Here is an 18,114-nt window from a genome sequence, read left to right as displayed (position 1 = left end):
CAATCTGGAGAGATTCATCGTGGGCAGCGAATACGCATGAATGAGGGAGCAGGGTTTCGCATCATGGTAAGGGCGACCGCTGTTCTTCGACCGTGCGGTTTGTCACGATCACAAGCATTTATAAATACCATCCGGATAAGAATGGCCAAACCGGCAATTTTGCAAGAGGCTGCGGCTTAATGGAAGTCCCGGCTCGATGTTTCCAGCTTGCCGAGCCAGGCGGAAAGATCGACCAGCCGCTTGGCGACGAGGTGTACGACCTCGCCCTCCACCTGCAATTGCCCGTAGATTCCGAGCAGGCCGGCGCCCAGCAATTCCCGACGCTGCTTGTCCACCAGTTGCGGATGGACGACGACGTTGATCAAGCCGGTTTCGTCCTCCAGCGTCACGAAAACGATACCGGTCGCCGTGCCCGGCCGCTGGCGGCCGACGACGATGCCGGCGGCGCGGACCAGGGCACGGTGGCCGGAGCGCCTGAGGTCGGCCGCCGGAATGAAGCGACGCTCGGTCAAGTGGCGGCGCAACAGGGTCAGCGGGTGGGGACGCAGCGTCAGGCCGAGATGACGGTAATCGGCGACGAGATTCTCGCCTGCACCGGGAGCCGGCAAGGCGATATCCGGCTCGGCCAGGGGAGTGCTGTCGAACAGGTCGCCCTGCACCACCACCGTAGCTTTTTCCACGCTCGCCGCCCATGCCGCCTGCCGCCGATGGCCGGCAAGCTGGCGCAGGGCATCGGCAGCTGCCAGCAGGTCGAGGTCGCGGCGTTGCAAGCCGGCACGGACCGCTAGGTCTTCGACATCGCGAAACGGCCGGCTGCCCCTGGCTGCCGCAATGCCATCGGCAGCGGCCTGCGCGAAGCCCTTGATCTGGCGCAGGCCAAGGCGCACCGCACCATTTTGCTCAAGGGTGCAGTCCCAGTCGCTAGCCGCCACGTCCGGGGGCAGCATGGTGACGCCATGGCGCCGGGTATCCTGGATCAGCAGGGACGGCGCATAGAAACCCATCGGCTGGCTGTTGAGTAGACCGCACAGGAAGATGGCAGGGTGGTGGCGCTTGAGCCAGGCCGAGGCATAGACGAGCAAGGCAAAACTGGCGGCGTGCGATTCGGGAAAGCCATATTCGCCGAAACCCTGGATCTGCAACACGATGCGTTCGGCGAATGCAGCCGGCAGGCCGTTGGCAGCCATGCCGGCGCGCAGCTTGTCCTGGTAGCGCTGCAGGTTGCCCTTGCGCCGCCAGGCGGCCATGGCCCGGCGCAACTCATCCGCTTCGCCGGGGGTAAAACCGGCAGCGACGATGGCCAGCTGCATGACCTGCTCCTGGAAGATGGGCACGCCATAGGTGCGTTTGAGAACCTCGTCGACGGGATTCGAAATTTTCTCGATGCGCTCCTTGCCCTGCCGCCGCTTCAGGTAAGGATGCACCATATCACCCTGGATCGGCCCAGGCCGGACGAGCGCCACCTCAACAACGAGATCATAGTAACGGCGCGGCTTGAGGCGAGGCAGCATGGACATCTGGGCTCGCGACTCGACCTGGAAGACGCCCATGCTGTCGGCGTGGCAGAGCATCTCATAGACTGCCGGGTCTTCGGCCGGGATGTCCCATAAGCGCCACGTTCGGCCGGTGCTACGACTTAACATATCGAGCATGCGCCGCAGCGCCGACAGCATGCCCAGGGCCAGCACATCGACCTTCATCAGACCGACCGCGTCGAGGTCGTCCTTGTCCCACTGGATCACCGTGCGCTCCGGCATGGCCGTGTTCTCGACCGGCACTAGCCGGGCCAGCGGGCCGCGCGACATGACGAAGCCGCCGACATGCTGGGTCAGATGGCGCGGAAAGCCGTGCAACTGCTCGGCAATCCACAGCCATTTGCCGACGCGCGGCGAATCCGGGTCAAGTCCCTGTTCGGCAAAGCGTTCAGGCAGTTGCTCGCGCCGATCCCACCAGGCCAACGAGGCGGTCAGCGCATCGATACGCGCCGCCTCGAAGCCGAGCGCCCTGCCCGCATCACGCAAGGCCCCCTTGGTCCGGTAAGTGATCAGCGCGGCGGCCAGTGCCGTCCGTTCGCGGCCATACTTCTCGTAGATGTAGGCGATGACCTCGGGGCGGCGTTCGTGTTCGAAATCGACATCGATGTCGGGCGGCTCACCCCGCTCCTTCGAGATGAAACGCTCGAACAGCATGGCCGCCCGGGCCGGATCGACCTCGGTGATGCCGAGGGCGTAACAGACCGTCGAGTTGGCCGCCGAGCCACGCCCCTGGCACAGGATATCGACGCTGCGGGCGTAGCAGACGATGTCGTACACCGTCAGGAAATACGCTTCGTACCTGAGTTCGGCAATCAGCTCCAGTTCGTGCTCGACCCGTTGCCGGACATCGGCGGGAACGCCCTGCGGATAGCGCCCCAAAAGGCCGGCTTCGGTCTCGTGGCGCAACCAAGAAGTCGGCGTATGGCCGGCCGGTACGATTTCCTCCGGATATTCGTAGCGCAGCTCATCCAGCGAAAACGCGCACTGATCGGCGATGTTCACGGTTTCGGCCAGCAACTCTGCCGGATAGAGACGCGATAGGCGCAGCCGCGTCCGCAGATGCCGCTCGGCATTGGGAAGCAGCGCATGGCCGGCTGCGAAGACCGTCGTTTTCAGGCGTAGCGCCGTCAGCACGTCCTGCACCGGCCGCCGGGCGCGGATGTGCATGTGCACGTCGCCCGCCGCCACCAGCGGCAGGCGGCACGCCCCACTGAGGGCCTGCAGGTCGGCCAGTTTGGCCGCATCGTCCGGGCCGGCATGCAGTTCAACGGCGATCCAGGCCCGGCCGGGAAAACGCTCGGCCAGCCATTGCCCATCGGCGGCTGAAGCCCTCTCTCCGGGAACCCACAGCACCAGGCAATCGGGTAGCGCCCCGTTGGGCGACACGGCGTTGAGATCATGGCGCTGCAGGGTGTAGCCCCCCTTATCCGCCCGCCGTCGGGCCAGCGTGATCAGGGCCGACAGGTTGCCGTAACCTTCGCGGTTCTTGGCCAGGAAAACCAGCTTCAAACCGTCGCTGGTCGTCATCTCGCTGCCGATCAGCAGCTTCAACCCGGCCGCCTTGGCTGCCTGGTGCGCCCGCACGACGCCGGCCAGCGAGCATTCGTCGGTCAGCGCCAGGGCAGTATAGCCCAGACTTGCAGCCTGCTCGATCAGTTCATCCGGATGCGATGCGCCGCGCAGGAAGGTGAAATTCGACAGGCAATGCAGTTCTGCATAGTCAGGCAAGGACATGGCATCACCGGATTAGGCGAAGAGGCCGTGCAGGCACCAGCCCTCGGCATCGCGGAAGATCCACGCCCACTGGCCCTGCGGATTGCGCGCCACGAAATAGTCGCGCCGCAGATCGCCGGCGGCGCCCTGCTCGCCTTCGTCCCACCAGCCGCTTTCCAGTCGCTCGGGCTTCGAGAGCAGTTTGAGCGGACCGTGCCAATGCGGGCTGCCGGCCCGTTCGACCAGAGCCAGCGGCGTCGGCAACAGCCATAGAGGGCGATGCGGGGTGCCAGGCTTGCCCTGAGTGGTCGCCACTCCGGCAGGCACGGCCGATCGTGACTGAACGTCCGATCCGGTCACGACATCCCGTTCGCAACTGGCGCATTCCGGCCGGTGGTCGGCAACGGCTTCCAGCGCCAGCACGGCGCGCTCGCCCAGACGGGCGCGCAGACGTTCGAGGCAAGCCAGGGCGCCTTCACCGTCTGCCGCCCGATCGAACAGATGGACACTGCTCCCTTGTTTATCGACCACCTCGTCGGCCTGCAAGCACACCGCCTCGACCGGCGATGCCAGCTGCAAGCGGCCGAGACGCTCGCGCAACAGGCGCAGGAAACGCCCCTCGTCGGCCGCCGGCTCGGCGAAATTGAGGGCCAGCTCGCTGGGCGCACCGTCGTCGTGCTTCAGGCGCAGTGTGCAGCGCCTGACCAGCCGTTGCCGCACATGCAGCCAGCCGGCCAGTGCGGAGAACAAACGCTGGCCGGAAAAAAGCAACGCCTCGGCGTGCTCGACGCGGGATGGCAGTTCTAGTTCGCAGGCAAAGCATTCCGGAAAAATGAAGGCTTGCTGCGGATCGGGCAGATCGCCCCAGGCCCGCGCCAGGTCGTCCACCGGCCGATTGCCGATGCGCCGGCGCAAACCGGCACCCGGCATGGCGCGCAAATCGCCGAGCCGCCGCAAGCCGAAGGAATCGAGTCGCGCCACGGCCTCGGCCGGCCAACCGGGAATATGGCAGGGCAAAGCGGCGAGCGCCGCCTGCAGGCCGGCCGACTCGCCCAGGATCGCTCCCGCACCCGACCGCGCCAGCCAGCGCGCGCCCAGCGGGGTCGGTGCCGCAGCCCAGCCCGGGGCATAGCCTTGCTCGACACAACCTGCCGTCACGGCAGCGACGATGGGCTCGATGCCGCCGAACAGGCGCAGGCAACCGCCGATTTCGAGCAGGAGCTCGTTCGGCGGCGCCAGGCTGACCGTCGGCGTAAAACGGCCGGCCCAGCAGGCCAGGCTTTCCAGGGCCTGCCGTTCGCGTGCCTCATGGCGCTCGAAAACGGCCAAGCCGGGGTGCAGGCCGAGCGCCGTCGATAGCTTCTGGCCAGGACGAATGCCGGCCGCAGCAGCCTCCGCATCGCCGATCAATACCCTGCCCCGCGCAACGACTGCGCTAGGCGGCTGGCGCAGCGGCAATGCCTCGATCGGCAACCAGGGAAAGTGCAGGGCCAGCCACAGCACGTGAATGCCTCGCGGGACGGGGAATGGACGAAGAAAATGGCAGATCAAGCTGCCGCGATGCCGGCCTGCCGCGCCGTTTCAGAATGCGGATGCTCAGCGCGTCGTCACCGGCAGACAACGCCACCCGCAAGGAAGCCGGTGACGGGGTGTCGGCCACAGCCAGCGAACGCCACAGACCGGCAAACACCGAACGTCCTTCGGCCGCCACCTGCAGGCGGCGCAGCGCCTTGGCATCGATCCCTTCGCCCAGCCAGGCCAGCACACCGGCGAAACCGCCGCAGGCGAGCAGTTGTTCGGTACTCCAGGCCGTATCCTGGCCGGCCCGTACGATGACTAGCCGTTCCAGCACTACGCCGGCCGCCGCCCAGGCCGGGGCATGCGGCAGCCACGGCGGCGCCACCAGGGCCAGCCAGTCCCCGGCGCCCGACAGACGGGCCAGGGCCGGCAGCAGCAGGCTCATTTCGCCGATGCTACTCCGTTCGACGAGGAATTCGGTCAGCGTACCGCGCGGCCAGCCGCCGCCGGGCAATTCGGCATCGAGTTCGGAATGACCGCTAGGGATGGTGGCCTCCGGCAGGGAAGCCAGGGTGTCGCCGCGCCAGACATCGCCTCTGGCCAGCACATCCGCCAAGGCGACCGGCAACGGCACAGCGTTCATGACAGTTTGGAACCCGCCCCGCGAATCAGGCCGACGGCAACGCCCTCGATGGCGAATTCGACTTCGCCGGGACGGACGATAATCGGCTCGAAATCCGGGTTTTCGGCGATCAGTTCGATATACCCGCTCTTGCGCTGCAGGCGCTTAACGGTTACTTCCTCGTCGATCCGGGCAACGACGATTTCGCCGTCACGGGCCTGGTTGGTCTTGTGCACGGCCAGCAGGTCGCCGTCGTAAATGCCGACATCGATCATCGACAGGCCGCGCACCTTGAGCAGGAAATCGGCACGCGGGTTGAACATGCCGGCATCGAAGGCGTAGCGCCCCTGCACATTTTCGACGGCGAGGATGGGCGAACCCGCCGCCACGCTGCCGATCAGCGGCAAGCCCAGTTGCTCGACGAGGCGGATGCCGCGGGCCGAGCCCGGTTCGAGATTGATGGCGCCCTTCTTGGCGAGCGCCTTGAGGTGGTCTTCCGCCGCATTGGGCGAGGCAAAACCGAAGGCGGAGGCGATTTCGGCCCGCGTCGGCGGCGCGCCGAGCACCTCGACGGTGTTCTTGATGAAGTCGAGAATTTCCTGCTGGCGTGGCGTGAGCTTCATGGTCTGCTCCTGCAAAATTCGTTAGCTGTATTTTTGTACAGTAATCGTTTTTTGGCAAGCGGAGAATAGGCTCAGCTTTGCAGCCTTGTATTCCAGCACTGAGAAATTTACTGCGGAACCCGCTCTACCATCCGATCCCGTTTTGCCAGCTCGGGAAACAGGCGCATCCAGGCAATCGCAATGACCACAGTTCCGACACCGCCCAAGACGACCGACGCCACCGGCCCGAAAAGCGCCGCGGTGGCCCCGGATTCGAATTCCCCAAGCTGATTCGAGGCACCAATGAAGATGGAGTTCACTGCGGACACCCGGCCCCGGATCTCGTTTGGCGTTTCGAGTTGCACCAGAGTCTGGCGCATGACCACGCTGACGTTGTCAAAGGCGCCGGTGATCGCGAGCGCAATCAACGAGACTCCGAAATAGCCGGACAAACCGAAAACCACCGTGGCCAAACCGAAAACCGCCACCGAACTCATCATCCAAGGCCCCACCTGGCGCTGTATGGGCCAGCGCAGCAGAAGCAAAGACATCGTCAAAGCGCCAACTGCGGGAGCCGCACGCAATAAACCCAAGCCCTCAGGGCCGGTATGCAAGATATCGCGCGCAAAAATCGGGAGTAGCGCGCTGGCGCCACCCAGCAAGACAGCAAACAAATCGAGCGATAGCGCTCCCAGGAGCAGTTTTTTCGTCCAGATAAAATGAGCGCCGGCCAACACACTTTTCAGCGTTGTTTGCTCGGCTGAGGGTTGATACTTGTCATGCACCCCCAACATGAGCGTAAGAGCACCGAGCATCAATCCGGCGCAGGTGACGTAGACGATTTGAGCTCCGGCAACATAGAGAAAACCGCCGAGCGCGGGCCCACAGATGATTGCAACCTGGAGGCCTGTGGTGGACAGTGTCACTGCACGCTCAAGCAGGCCGATGGGGACCAGCATGGGGACCAATGCCTGCTGCGTGGGCATCTGGAAAGCACGGCATGCCCCCAGGGCAACGGATAGTCCGAGAATCAGTTCGCGGGAAACAAAGCCATAGACAGTTCCCGTACCCAACAACAGGGCCACTGCGCCCTGAACCACGACACACAACGAGAAGATCCGCCCCCGTCTTAGCTTGTCGATCAGATGGCCGGCCGGAAGCGTGAGCAGCAGTGCTGGCAGAAACTGGAACAAGCCAACCAAGCCGAGATCCCAGGCACTACCGGTGATGTCATACATCTGCCAGCCAACGGCCACCATCAACATTTGCTGGGCAAGCGTAGCCAATAACCGGGCAGACCAAAAATATAGAAATTCGCGGCAGGCGAGCAGCTCAACTAGTTTGGGTTTGTTCATGCTTAGTGAAGCGTGAGGTGTGGTTCCGTGCGCCTGGATGGCTGGGTTAACGCCCGTGCCGTGAGGGTCGAAGCATTATTTCGTAAACCGCATGGGAAATTCCCGGGTATTCTGTAATGAGCTTTTCTACACATCACCCGATAGATGCGTCATGGTCTGATCGCACGGTTTCAGTCAAAGCATCTATCAGGAAAAAAACACACTCTATCTTGGAAACCCCAACATGAAGCTGCAACACCTTGCCATCGGCGACCGTTTCGAATTCCACGGCAAGATTTTTGTGAAGACCGGCCCGGTCACGGCCTCCTCCGAAGAAGGGGGGCAGCAGATGATTCCCCGCTATGCCGTCCTCAAGCCAATCGACGTGCCGACCCGCGACGACGACAAGCCTGGCCTGCGCCGCAAGGTGGAAGAGAAAAAGGTACTCGCCGCCTTCGACGACTTTTACCGGACCTGCAGCGAACTGCTCGACGCCTCCGCCCTGCCCGCGCTGGCCGAGGCGCGCGAACGTTTCCTCGGCCGTCTCAAGTAATCAGGCGGCGGCCACGGCCGGCCGTGCCACCGGCGCTTCGCGGATCGGCAGATTGAGCACGGCGGCCGCAGCGGCCAGCGCCATGTCGGCGTACCACATCCAGCCGAAGTCGCCGAATTGCGTGATGGCCAGCCCGCCCAGCCAGGCGCCGAGGAAACCGCCGATCTGGTGCGACAGCAGCGTCATGCCGAACAGCGTAGCGAGATAACGGATGCCGAACAGCTTGCCGACGATAGCGGCGGTCGGCGGCACGGTAGCCAGCCAGGTAAAGCCCAGACCGGCGGCAAACAGGTAGAAGGTCCATTCGGTGCGCGGCATCATCAGGTACCAGGCGATGAGCAGCGCCCGCGAACCGTACATCACGGCCAGCACGTACTTGCTGCGGTACTTGGCGACACAGGCCCCGGCATACAGGCTGCCGAAGATGTTGGCCAAACCGATGATGGCCAGCGACCAGCTGGCGACGGACGGCGGCAGGCCGCACAAATTCACCTCGCCCGGGAGATGGGTGACGAGGAAGGCAATATGGAAGCCGCAAGTGAAGAAGCCGGCGTGCAGCAACAAGTAGCTGCGGTCCTGCATGGCCGTACCGAGCGCCTTCAGCACCCCGCCATCGTCGTCCTGGATATGCATGGCATGCGTCGATTTCGTCAGCTTGCCGACCAGCGGCAAGGCGAGCAGCGCGGTGGCGGCCATCGCCCACATCGAACCGATCCAGCCCAGGCTTTGGATCAGCTTTTGTAGGATAGGGGCGAAGACGAACTGGCCGAATGAACCGCCGGCGTTGATCAGGCCGGATGCCGCGCCGCGCGCTTCGGGCGGCATGCGCTGCGCCGCCGCACCGATCAGCACGGAGAAGCTACTGGCGCCAGAACCCATGGCGCAGAACAGGCCGAGCGACACGGCCAGGCCGAAACCGGAACCCATGTAAGGCGTCAGCGCGCAGCCGAGCGAAAGCATCAGGATGCCGATGATCAGCACGATGCGCGGCCCGTGGCGGTCGGCGATGGCGCCGGCCAGCGGCTGGATGGCGCCCCAGGTGAATTGGCCGATGGCCAACGCGAAGCTGATGGTAGCAATGCCCAGCCCGGTCGTATCGTTGAGCGGCGCGATGAACAATCCCTGCGACTGGCGGATGCCCATCGAGATCATCATGATGCCGGCCGCGGCCAGCGCGGTGACGAGAATGTCGGGGCGATTCAATGCACGAAACATGTTGTTATACCTGTTAGTTTGTTAGCCTGAACTATAGTCGCCAGATTGCACACAAAATAGCCCATAATGCGCACCATCTCGTCAACGGATCATTGACAAATGCAGTGGCTGAGCAGTTGGGAAAGCTTCGTCCGGGTGGTCGAAACCAGCAGCATGGCCGGTGCGGCGCGCCGGCTGGATTGTACGCGCGCCCAGGTCAGCAAGCAGATCGGCGAATTGGAACGCAATTTCGGCGTCCGCCTGTTCGAACGCTCGACCCGCAAGCTGGCGCTGACGCCGTCCGGCGAAGTGTTCTATCAGCACGCCCTGCGCGCTCTGGAGGCCATCGCCAGCACCGAAATCGCCGTGCGCAACCTCGGCGACACGCCGCACGGCCTGCTCCGGGTCAGCGCCTCGGTCGCCTTCGGCCGCAGGTACATCGCGCCGCTACTGCCGCAGATCACCGCGCAATACCCCGAACTGGAATGCGAGTTGATCCTGACCGACCAGCTGGTCGACCTGTTCGACGACAACATCGATCTCGCCCTGCGCCACACCAAGGCGCCGCCGGACGACGCCGTCGCCCGGCGCCTGGTCACGCTGAATCGCGTCATCTGCGCCACCCCGAACTACCTCGCCGCGCACGGCACGCCGGAGCACCCGAGCGAACTGGCCTGGCACAACTGCTTCGGCTATCTGCAGGCCGAAAGCAGCAACACCGTCGACCTGCTCGGCGCCAATGGCGACCAGGTCAGCATTCCGATCGCCAGCCGCTTTCGTTTCAACAATCTGGATTGCATTTTCGATGCCGTTCTCGCCGGTCACGGCCTGGCCATCCTGCCCACCTACATGGCCGGTCCGGAAATCCGGCGCGGCCGCCTGCAGTCCGTGCTCGACGACTACGAACCGCTGACCGGCTTCGGCCGCCAGCTCTACGCCTGCTACACGCCGAGCCGGGTACGCCTGCCCAAGGTCCGCGTTTTCCTGGAAGCCCTGGAGCGCCAGTTCATGCCGCAGCCCCCCTGGGAAAATTTCAGGTCGGCAGATCGAAACCCTTGAGCTTGCGGAACATGTCGACGGCGTAGGAATCGGTCATCCCGGCGACGAAATCGGCTACCTGCAGCAGACGGACATAGGGGTCCGAATCCGGCTCGCCGCCATGACCGAGGAACTGCTTGGGCAACAGCTCCAAGAGCATTCGTTCGCGCGTCGTGTAACGCGTTCCCGGCACTCCCGCCCTCGCCTCGACGGCATTGGTGAACAGGCCGAGCAAGGCGCCGAGAACCTCGAAACCGGCCGTCTCGATCTCCAATGCCGGACGGGCCGTGTAGATAGTTTCCTTGGCCAGCTTGAGCACCGCCTGCAAGGGAATCCCCACCGGCGACCGGGCGAGCAGTTCGTCGTCGAACTCGCCGCTCAGGATGGCATCCTCGTTTTCCAGGAAGACTGCGGCCGCGCTTTCCAGCAGGCGGCCGATGGCCTTGGCCCGCAGGTATTCGAGCCGTTCCTTCGGATCGTGCAGTCGCGACAGCCGGCCGCTGCTGGTGGCATTGCCGGCCAGATCGCCGAGCAGGCATTCGGCATCCTTGTACGGCACGAAACCCAGGCGCGCCGCGTCTTCGAGATCGACGATGAGGTAACAGGTGTCATCCGCCACTTCGACCAGCGATGCCAGCGGATGGCGGCGCCAGGCTGTGCCCGGAATGCGTTCGACCAGGCCGGTCGAGCGCGCCACCTGGGCGAAGTTGTCGGCATCCTGCTGGAAGAAACCGAACTTCTTGCTGCTCTTGCCGTCCAGTTGGAAGTCGAGATGCGACGGCCGTGGATATTTGGTAAAGGTCGCCAGCACGGCGGTGGTCAGCTGCAGGCCGCCGGGATTGGCCGGGCTCTGCAGGCGGCTGACAATACGGAAGCCCTGGGCATTGCCCTCGTAGCGTTCGAAGTCGGCCTTCTGGGCGGGCGTGAAATCGTGGCGTTCGAGCAGGCCGGAAGTGCGGAACCACTCGCGGATGGCATCCTCGCCAGCATGGCCGAAGGGCGGGTTGCCGATGTCGTGCGCCAGGCAAGCGGCGGCGACGATGGCGCCGAAATCGCCGGATTCGACATGGGACAGACCGTGGCGGGCAATGATCTCGCGGCCGACCACGGCGCCCAGCGAACGGCCGACGCAGCTTGCTTCCAGGCTGTGCGTCAGGCGGGTGCGGACGTAGTCGCTCTTGGAAAGGGGGAAAACCTGCGTCTTGTCCTTCAGGCGGCGAAAGGCCGAAGTGAAGACGATGCGGTCGTAGTCCTGCTGGAACGCCGTCCGCTCAGCCGTGCCCGGCGCCTTGCCGGCCCCGAGGCGTTCGCTCGACAGCAGTTTTTCCCAGATTTTGCGTTTGCCCATGCGCTTTGAATTCGTGGATGCGATGGGCTGCGAGTTTACTCTGCTTCGAGGGCGGCCCGAATATGATCGGGCACCGGAACCGATTTTCCGGTCAAGGTATTCATCCACACCACCTTGGCGGCGCCTTCGGCATAGAGCTTGTCGTCGCCTTCGATACGCATCTCGACATAGGTCTGGAAGCTGGAGCGACCGATGGAACCGACATAGGTGCGCACCTCGACCGTGCCCGGATAGGTCATCGGAATTAGGAAGGTGCAGCTGGCATTGATGATCACCGGCCCATCGCCGCCCGGCCGGACGACCACCTGCATGTCCTCGATCCACTCGACGCGGGCCTGTTCCATGTAACGGAAATAGATCGTGTTATTGACGTGGCCGTAGGCGTCCATATCGCCCCAGCGAATGGGCATATTGGTGACGTGAATGAGCTTCCTGCGATGTTCCATGTATCCTTCGTCCTCTTTTGTTGATCTTTACTTTTCCATACTGTACCGTATTGAAAATAAGCTCACAATAATTCAAGGAGACATCATGGAACGGGAATCCATGGAATTCGACGTCGTCATCGTGGGCGGCGGCCCGGCCGGTCTGGCCTCGGCGATACGACTCAAGCAACTGGCAGCGGAAAAAGGCACAGACGTGAACGTCTGCCTGATCGAGAAAGGCGCTGAGATTGGTGCCCACATTTTGTCCGGCGCCGTCATGGACCCGCGCGCCCTGAGCGAACTGCTTCCCAACTGGAAGGAAGACGGTGCCCCGCTCAACGCCCCGGTTTCCGAAGACCGCTTCTTCATCCTGTCCGAAGCCGGTGCCACCCAGGTGCCGAACAGCATCCTGCCCAGCTGCTTCCACAACGAGGGCAACTACGTCATTTCGCTCGGCAACGTCTGCCGCTGGCTGGGCGAACAGGCCGAGGCGCTGGGGGTCGAAATCTACCCCGGCTTTGCCGGCGCCGAAGTGCTGTACGACGACAATGGCGCGGTCAAGGGCGTCGCCACCGGCGACATGGGCCGCCTGCAAGACGGCTCGGAAGGCCCGAACTTCCAGCCGGGCATGGAACTGCTCGGCAAATACACCTTCTTCGCCGAAGGCTGCCGCGGCCACCTCGGCAAGCAGCTGATCGCAAAATTCCAGCTCGACAAGGATTCCGATCCGCAAACCTATGGCATCGGCCTCAAGGAACTGTGGGAAATCCAGCCCGACAAGCACCAGCTCGGCCTGGTCGTGCATAGCGGCGGCTGGCCGATGCAGCCGGACACCTATGGCGGCGGCTTCCTCTACCACCTGGAAAACAACCAGGTCGCCGTCGGTTTCGTCGTCGGCCTCGGCTACGAGAATCCGCACCTGTCGCCCTACGAGGAATTCCAGCGCTACAAGACGCATCCGGAAATCCGCAAGTTCCTCGAAGGCGGCAAGCGCATCGCCTACGGCGCTCGCGCCCTGACCGCCGGCGGCCTGCAATCGTTGCCCAGGCTGACCTTCCCGGGCGGCGTGCTGGTCGGCGACGACGCCGGCTTCCTCAACGCGGCGCGCATCAAGGGCTCGCACTGCGCCATCAAGACCGGTTCGCTGGCCGCCGAGGCCTGCTTCGCAGCGCTGGCCGCAGAACGCCAGAACGACGAACTGACCGGCTATCACGAATTGTTTAAAAACAGCTGGTTATACGATGAACTTCACAAAGCACGTAACTTCAAGCCGTGGATGTCCAAGGGCCTGAAATTCGGCTCGCTGATGTTCGGCATCGACCAGATCGTCTTCGGCGGCAAGGCGCCGTGGACCCTGCACCACAAGACGCCGGATCACGCCAAGCTGAAGCTGGCCAGCGAATGCCCGAAGATCGACTACCCGAAGCCGGATGGCACGCTCACCTTCGATCGCCTGTCTTCGGTCTTCCTGTCGAGCACTAACCACGAGGAAGAGCAGCCATGCCATCTGCAACTGAAGGATGCCAGCGTGCCGGTCGCGATCAACCTGGCCAAGTACGATGCACCGGAACAGCGTTACTGCCCGGCCGGCGTCTATGAAATCCTCGGCCAGGAGGAAGGCCAGCCCCGCCTGCAGATCAACGCGCAAAACTGCGTCCACTGCAAGACCTGCGACATCAAGGACCCGACCCAGAACATCAACTGGGTCGTGCCGCAGGGCGGCGAAGGGCCGACCTACCCCAACATGTAATCGTCAACTTCCGAGACGCCACAGTTCTCGTCCAAGATGACGTGGAATTGTGGCTTATCGGTTTATAATCCTCGGGCTTAACCCCCCTAGGGAGAACAACACATGGGCTTTCTCGCCGACAAGAAGATTCTGATTACCGGACTGCTGTCCAAGCATTCCATCGCCTACGGCATCGCCAAGGCCTGCCACCGCGAAGGCGCCCAACTCGCCTTCACCTACCAGAACGAGCGCTTCGAAGACCGCATCAAGAAGTTTGCCTCCGAATTCGGCAGCGACATCACCATTCCGGTCGACGTCAGCAGCGACGAGCAGATCGACAACCTCTTCGTCGAACTCGGCAAGCGCTGGGACGGTCTTGACGGCCTGGTCCACTCCATCGCCTACGCCCCGACCGAAGCCATCGAAGGCGATTTCCTGAACGGCATCTCCCGCGACGCCTTCCGCATCGCACACGACGTTTCGTCCTACAGCTATGCCGCGCTGGCCAAGGGTGCCCGCCCGCTGATGCAGGGCCGCAAGGCTTCGCTGCTCGCCCTGTCCTACCTGGGCGCCGAGCGCACCATGCCGAACTACAACACCATGGGCCTGGCCAAGGCCAGCCTGGAAGCGGCGACCCGTTACCTGGCCTTCTGCCTCGGCCCTGAAGGTATCCGCGCCAACGCCATTTCGGCCGGTCCGATCAAGACCCTTGCCGCTTCCGGCATCGGCAACTTCGGCAAGCTGCTCGCCTACAACTCGCACAATGCCCCGCTGCGTCGCAACGTGACCATCGATGAAGTCGGCAATGCCGCCGCCTTCATGCTGTCCGACCTGGCCAGCGGCATCACCGGCGAAATCATGTACGTCGATGGCGGCATGAACACCACCGCCCTGGGCAACGCGGACCCGCTGCCGGCCTGAGCCACAGCCACACAGCCCGCTGTACAGCAAAACGCCGATCGAAACCGATCGGCGTTTTTCTTTCCCGGCACAGGAATTCTGCACAACAAAAAAGCGGGCCGCAGCCCGCTTTTTGCCTTGGCAGCGAAGCCGCTTACTTTTCCTTGGCTTCCAGCGCGGCCTGGTTGATCTCGACCTTGTAGCGCGAACGCAGGGCCGCCAGGTAGGACTGAACCTCTTCCTTGGCCAGCATGGTATTGAGCTGCTGCAGCATGCCCTTGCGGGTCGCCTCGTCCATCTTGTCGCCGGCCACGACCTTGTTCAGCTTGACCAGAGCGTAACCGCTGCCCGGCAGTTCGACGCCGGTATAGGCCGGCAGCTTGCCGGTTTCGATGCGGAAAACGGCCTGCGCTTCGACGGGCGAAACGGCTTTGTAATCGATGCGGGAAACCGTCTTGGCAGCGCCCCAGGTCAACTTGTCGTCGCCCTTCTTGAGAGCTTCGAGCTTTTCAGCGCCATCCTTGGCCGCCAGCACCTGGGCTTCCTTGCGCTTCAGCATGGTTTCGATACCAACCTTGACGCCATCGAAGGGCTGCAAGGCAGTCGGCTTGTAATCAGCAATGCGGGCCGCAACCAGGGTATTGGCAGCCACCTCGACCGCTTCGGTGTTGCGCTTGTTCTTGATCGAGTCACCGGAGAACAGGGCGGCGATGACCTTTTCGTTCCCCATCACACCATTGGCCGGGTTAGCCTGGCGGCCCAGCCAGTCGGTCTGCTTGACGGTCAGCTTGAACTTCTCGGCGACCGGCGCCAGGCTGTCGGACTGCTCGTAAACCGTATTGCTGAAGGCTTCAGCGGCTTCGGCAAACTTGCGCGAAGCGGCGGTCTTCTTCAGCTCGGCCTCGATCTCGCCGCGAACTTCGGCCAGCGGCTTTTCCTTGGCGGCGTGGATGCCGGTCAGCTTGATGATGTGGAAGCCGAAGTCGGATTCGACGACACCGGAGATGTCACCCTCCTTGAGTGCAAAGGCGCTGTCCTCGAAGGGCTTGACCATCATGCCGCGGCCGAAGAAGCCGAGATCGCCGCCCTTGGAGGCGGAACCCGGATCGTCCGAATTCTTCTTGGCCAGTTCGGCGAAAGCGGCCGGCGTCTTGTGGATCTGGGCGAGCAGTTCCTCGGCCTTGGCTTTCGCCTTGTCTTTGCCCAGCTTTTCGGAGGCAATCAGGATATGGCTGGCGCGGCGCTCTTCCGGCTGCTGGAAACGATCCTTACGGCTGTCGTAGGCGGCCTTGACCTCGGCGTCGCTGACGGTGAGCTGGGCACCGATGGTTTCCATGGAGAGGACGACATACTCGGCCTTCAGCATTTCCGGCGTCTGGAATTGCTGGCTATTTTCGTCGTAGAACTTCTTGGCGGCATCGTCGGCCAGCTTGACCTTGTCGAGGTAGCTGTCGAGGTTCAGGCGATACTCGACGATTTCGCGCTTTTCGGTCTGCAGGGCCAGCAGGCGGTCGCTGACCGTGCGCGGAACGAAGCCGGATTGGCCGAGGGCGCCGGCCAGTTGCTGCATGGTCAGATCCTGGCGCAGCTGTGCCTCGAAGCCCTGCGGCGTCATGCCCTGGCCGCGCAGCGCCATTTCGTAGCGTTCATTCGAGAACTTGCCATCGACCTTGAAGGCCTCGACCGAAGCTATCATCTGGCGCACCGCTTCGTCACCGGCGAACATGCGGCTCTTGCCGGCCTCGACCAGCAACAGGCGCTGATTGATCAGGTCATCGAGAATCGCCTTGCGGGCTTCCGGGTTGTCCAGCATCTTGGGGTCGAACTGGGCGCCCATCTGGGTGCGCAGCCTTTCCGTCTGCTCACGCAGGGTTTGCTGGAACTGCTGCTGGGTGATTTTCAGGTCGCCGATGACGGCCACGTCATTGCCGGCTCCGGAATTGCGCATGTAGGAATCCACGCCGAAAAAGGCGAACGGCAGAGTGATCAGCGCAAGGAAAGCCTGGACGATTCTTTTGTTGTTGCGGACTGCGTCGAACATGAGCAGAAAAATCCTTCGGATGCGTTCAGAAAGGCAAAAAGCGGCTTGCCCAAAAGGGGCAATGATACCGTAGTTTGCCCTGCCCTATTTGATTTGGGCGGCGGAAAACAGGATGCCCAGGCGCCTCACCGCATCCTCGATTTCCGCGCTGTGCGGGTTGCCGCAGTTCAAGCGCAGGCAATTGCGGTACATGCCACTGGCAGAAAACAGGTCGCCCGGCACGTAAGTCAGGTTTTCGGCGATTGCCTGCTCGTAGAGCGCTGTCGTATCGATCCCTTCGGGCAACTCGACCCACAACACATAACCGCCCTGCGGCTGGGCGATGCGCGTCCCGGCCGGGAAATGTTGGCAGACCGCCATGCGCATCGCTTCGACCTGGTTTTCGTAACACCGGCGCAGCGTACGCAGGTGGCGCTCGTAGGCGCCGGACTCCAGGTATTCGGCCAGCACGCGCTGGGTAATCGGATTCGTGGCGCCGCTGGTGATGGTTTTCTGCAAGGCGATTGCCGGCCGCCGATGGCCTGCGGCGACGAGCCCGATGCGCAAGGCGGGCGACAGGCTCTTGGAAAACGACGAGCACAGCATCACGTTGCCCTGCGTATCGAAAGCCTTGATCGGCCAGGGCCGCTCGTCGCCGAGATGCAGGTCGCCATAGATGTCGTCTTCGATGACGGCCACGCCGCGCGCCGCCGTCAGCTTGGCTAGCTGCCGCTTGCGCTCGTCCGGCATGACGCAGCCCAAAGGATTGCTACCGTTCGAGACCAGCAGGCAGGCGGCAACGCCACCGTTGCGTGTAGCCAGATCGAGCGCCTCGACCGACATGCCGGTGCGCGGATCGGTGGGGATCTCCAGGGCCCGCAGCCCCAGCGTTTCCAGCAACTGCAGCATCAGGTAATAGGCCGGCGACTCGACGGCGACCGTATCCCCCGGCCGGGTCACGGCGCGCAGGCAGAGCCCGAGCGCCTCGGTGCACGAATTGGTGATGACGAACTCGTCGGCCGCCAGCGGCCCGCCCCAGGACAGGGAACGCCGCACCAGCTGGCGCACCAGCGCCGGGTCGTCCATGTTGATGTGGCTGCCGCTGCGCAGCAAACCGGGATGGCGGCGCGCCACGCCGGCGTAGAGCCGGTGCAAGGCCGCCACCGGTAACAGTTCGGAAGCCGGCAGCGCGGCAGCCAGCGGTGCAACGCCCGGCCGGGCACCGGCCTGCAATACGCGAACCAGGCGCTGCGAAATATCGACCGCCATCGGGGTTTCGGGTGTCGACCGCAACTGCGGCTCAGCATGCACCGAGCGAGCTCGCCGCACATAGAAACCGGATTGCGGACGCGCCTCGATCACCCCACGATTCTCGAGCTGGCGCATAGCCTGGACCACGGTACTCACCGACAGGCGCCGCTCCTGGGCGAGCCGGCGCACCGACGGCAGGCGATCGCCGTAATTCAGCACGCCGCCGGCGATCATGCCGGCCAGCTCGTCGGCCAGTTTTTCGTAACGCAACAGTTCATCTGCCATGCCACACCAATACAGTAGAGTGTTTTTACCGACAATACAGTTTCACG

General features: G+C 63.4%; 14 protein-coding genes. 4 read left to right on the top strand and 10 right to left on the bottom strand.

The genetic code is table 11. The features are described 5' to 3' along the window. Nucleotides 1-176 precede the first annotated feature (176 nt). From LZ012_RS10955 to LZ012_RS10935, 5 genes are all read right to left on the bottom strand, one after another. The gene (locus tag LZ012_RS10955; protein WP_275710694.1) at nucleotides 177-3,269 is read right to left on the bottom strand and encodes an error-prone DNA polymerase; all 3,093 of its coding nucleotides are present in this window, start codon (nucleotides 3,267-3,269) and stop codon (nucleotides 177-179) included. Nucleotides 3,270-3,281: 12 nt separating this feature from the next. Beyond that, the gene (locus LZ012_RS10950) at nucleotides 3,282-4,751 is read right to left on the bottom strand and encodes a Y-family DNA polymerase (protein WP_275710692.1); all 1,470 of its coding nucleotides are present in this window, start codon (nucleotides 4,749-4,751) and stop codon (nucleotides 3,282-3,284) included. Beyond that, nucleotides 4,684-5,409 carry a translesion DNA synthesis-associated protein ImuA gene (imuA, locus tag LZ012_RS10945; RefSeq protein ID WP_275710690.1) on the bottom strand — a complete coding sequence of 242 codons (726 nt, stop codon included), beginning with the start codon at nucleotides 5,407-5,409 and terminating at the stop codon, nucleotides 4,684-4,686. Before imuA ends, LZ012_RS10950 begins: the two co-directional genes overlap by 68 nt. Next, a complete protein-coding gene (gene lexA, locus LZ012_RS10940) occupies nucleotides 5,406-6,011 on the bottom strand; it encodes a transcriptional repressor LexA (protein ID WP_275710688.1) in 606 nt (201 codons plus the stop codon). Before lexA ends, imuA begins: the two co-directional genes overlap by 4 nt. Before the next feature lie 107 nt (nucleotides 6,012-6,118). Continuing rightward, nucleotides 6,119-7,345: an MFS transporter gene (locus LZ012_RS10935; protein WP_275710686.1), complete on the bottom strand. Its 1,227-nt coding sequence runs from the start codon at nucleotides 7,343-7,345 to the stop codon at nucleotides 6,119-6,121. Nucleotides 7,346-7,568: 223 nt separating this feature from the next. Between LZ012_RS10935 and LZ012_RS10930 the strand changes: the two genes are divergently transcribed. Continuing rightward, nucleotides 7,569-7,877, top strand: coding sequence for a hypothetical protein (locus LZ012_RS10930; protein ID WP_275710683.1), 309 nt, complete (start codon nucleotides 7,569-7,571; stop codon nucleotides 7,875-7,877). Here LZ012_RS10930 and LZ012_RS10925 read toward each other — a convergent pair whose 3' ends face one another. Next, nucleotides 7,878-9,092 (bottom strand): MFS transporter, encoded by a 1,215-nt coding sequence (locus LZ012_RS10925; RefSeq protein ID WP_275710681.1) that lies wholly within the window; start codon nucleotides 9,090-9,092, stop codon nucleotides 7,878-7,880. 99 nt (nucleotides 9,093-9,191) lie between these two features. Here LZ012_RS10925 and LZ012_RS10920 point away from each other — a divergent pair, with 99 nt between their 5' ends. After that, nucleotides 9,192-10,130, top strand: coding sequence for a LysR family transcriptional regulator (locus LZ012_RS10920; RefSeq protein WP_275710679.1), 939 nt, complete (start codon nucleotides 9,192-9,194; stop codon nucleotides 10,128-10,130). On the opposite strand, the gene dgt is transcribed toward LZ012_RS10920, so the two are convergent. Together dgt and LZ012_RS10910 are read right to left on the bottom strand one after the other, a co-directional pair. Beyond that, nucleotides 10,105-11,457 (bottom strand): dGTP triphosphohydrolase, encoded by a 1,353-nt coding sequence (gene dgt, locus LZ012_RS10915; protein WP_275710677.1) that lies wholly within the window; start codon nucleotides 11,455-11,457, stop codon nucleotides 10,105-10,107. The genes LZ012_RS10920 and dgt overlap by 26 nt on opposite strands. Nucleotides 11,458-11,492: 35 nt before the next feature. Next, nucleotides 11,493-11,903 (bottom strand): acyl-CoA thioesterase, encoded by a 411-nt coding sequence (locus LZ012_RS10910; RefSeq protein ID WP_275710674.1) that lies wholly within the window; start codon nucleotides 11,901-11,903, stop codon nucleotides 11,493-11,495. An 85-nt stretch (nucleotides 11,904-11,988) separates the two neighbouring features. Here LZ012_RS10910 and LZ012_RS10905 point away from each other — a divergent pair, with 85 nt between their 5' ends. Together LZ012_RS10905 and fabI are read left to right on the top strand one after the other, a co-directional pair. Then, a complete protein-coding gene (locus LZ012_RS10905; protein WP_275710672.1) occupies nucleotides 11,989-13,632 on the top strand; it encodes an electron transfer flavoprotein-ubiquinone oxidoreductase in 1,644 nt (547 codons plus the stop codon). Between the two features lie 102 nt (nucleotides 13,633-13,734). Continuing rightward, complete coding sequence (fabI, locus tag LZ012_RS10900; protein WP_275710670.1) at nucleotides 13,735-14,532, top strand: enoyl-ACP reductase FabI; 798 nt, start codon at nucleotides 13,735-13,737, stop codon at nucleotides 14,530-14,532. 133 nt (nucleotides 14,533-14,665) lie between these two features. Here the strand turns inward: fabI and LZ012_RS10895 are convergent, their stop codons facing one another. Then, nucleotides 14,666-16,552 (bottom strand): SurA N-terminal domain-containing protein, encoded by a 1,887-nt coding sequence (locus LZ012_RS10895; RefSeq protein ID WP_275710668.1) that lies wholly within the window; start codon nucleotides 16,550-16,552, stop codon nucleotides 14,666-14,668. Nucleotides 16,553-16,636: 84 nt separating this feature from the next. Then, a complete protein-coding gene (locus LZ012_RS10890; protein WP_275710666.1) occupies nucleotides 16,637-18,067 on the bottom strand; it encodes an aminotransferase-like domain-containing protein in 1,431 nt (476 codons plus the stop codon). Nucleotides 18,068-18,114 lie beyond the last annotated feature (47 nt).

The organism is Dechloromonas hankyongensis (assembly GCF_022012295.1).
Classification (GTDB): Bacteria; Pseudomonadota; Gammaproteobacteria; order Burkholderiales; family Rhodocyclaceae; genus Azonexus; species Azonexus hankyongensis.
The sequence above is the reverse complement of the archived record's forward strand: the minus strand, read 5'-3'. Positions and strand labels throughout refer to the sequence as shown.